This window comes from Streptomyces sp. NPDC058877 (assembly GCF_042742855.1).
Classification (GTDB): Bacteria; Actinomycetota; Actinomycetes; order Streptomycetales; family Streptomycetaceae; genus Streptomyces.
In genome coordinates this window covers 1-1298 of the sequence record NZ_JBHYMF010000406.1, presented here as the reverse complement: position 1 = coordinate 1298, position 1298 = coordinate 1, and the positions used below count along the sequence as shown (strand labels likewise).

Below are 1298 nucleotides of genomic sequence, written 5' to 3'. Positions count from 1 at the left end.
CTGCGCCCCGAGCAGGCCGCCTACATCGGCGTCCCCGTCGAAGGCCCCTACAAGCCCGACCACTACCGCTACTGACACACGCTCGGCGACGGCCCCGCCCACCCAAAGAACAAGACCCACCACCTCCGCCACCCACACACCAACCAAAGCCCCCACCCCTGCAACAAACAGGCAAGGCAGACACCCCCCACCACCAACCCCCGCACCACACGGCAAACACGCACCAAAAAAGCACCCAAGACGCCACCCACCGCCCGCCCTTGAGATTCACTCAAGGGCGGGCCCAAAGCCGTGGCAGCAACCCCCCACCAGTGCCACGATCAAACGCCCGCATGTCTCAGTGCCCGTGTCTTCACGCCCAGGGCAAAAGCACCCCGACCTCCCAGACAAGGAAGCACCCATGAACCACAACCCCGCCCACAACCCCTACACACACCCAAACCAGAACCAGAATCCCAACCCCTACCCCTATCCCTCAACACCGCACGGCGCCCACCCCGGCCACACCTCACACCCCACACCCCCCAAAACCAGCCTGCGCACCACCCTCCTCCTGACCTCCACCCTCCTCATGGGCTTGATGGCAGGACTGTTCTTCGCCTTCGACGTATCAGTCATGCCCGGCCTGAGCGACGGCGACAACCGCACTTACATCACCGCCATGCAAAACATCAACGCCGAAATCGACGGAAACGGCCTGTTCGGCATGGCCTTCATCTTCGCCCTCCTCCTCCCCGTCGCCTCAGCCATCATCGAATTCCGCAAAGGCCACCGAAAAGTAGCGGTATGGACCGCTACCGCCGCCCTCGCCTACTTCGTCGTTCTCCTGATCACCTTCTCGGTCAACATCCCGCTGAACAACGAACTGGCACAACTCGGCAACCCCGCCAAGGTCACCGACTTCTCCGTCGTCGACTCCTTCAAAACCACCTGGGTCGCCACCAACATCATGCGCACCCTGCTATGCATCACCGCGCTCACCGCCCTCTCCCGCAGCCTCATGCTCTACGGCCGAGCAACACCCCACCACGCATAAACCCCATAAACCGCACCCCAACACACCAACCAAACCCGCCAACCAAAAAACCCTCACACCATCAGGCACCCCCCGTTACCGTTTTCATGGCTCCGCAATGGGGCTACCGGCCTTCGGTTCCGGCATGACTTCCCCCCTTGTTGTTGCTGATCCGGGGGGGGTGTCACCCAGGGCTTGGGCGAGTTCCGGGGTCGGGCGGTTGGTCGGGCCGTGACCGGTTGGGGTGCATAGCGGAGCAGGCACGGGCTTCGTGATCATTGGG

At 62.9% G+C, this 1298-nt stretch carries 2 protein-coding genes; both read left to right on the top strand.

Annotated elements, in window-relative coordinates; all coding sequences use genetic code 11:
* Window positions 1-75, top strand: a 75-nt coding sequence (locus ACFW2Y_RS35910) for an adenosylhomocysteinase (protein ID WP_372509591.1), incomplete at its 5' end; no start/stop codon positions are given.
* Window positions 76-400: 325 nt separating this feature from the next.
* Window positions 401-1036 carry a DUF1772 domain-containing protein gene (locus ACFW2Y_RS35905; RefSeq protein WP_384887970.1) on the top strand — a complete coding sequence of 212 codons (636 nt, stop codon included), beginning with the start codon at window positions 401-403 and terminating at the stop codon, window positions 1034-1036.
* Window positions 1037-1298: the final 262 nt, after the last annotated feature.

What these genes read in the sequence shown, in the direction of transcription:
- ACFW2Y_RS35905 (WP_384887970.1), top strand. Translation starts at nt 401, where the DNA reads ATGAACCACAACCCCGCCCACAACCCCTACACACACCCAAACCAGAAC.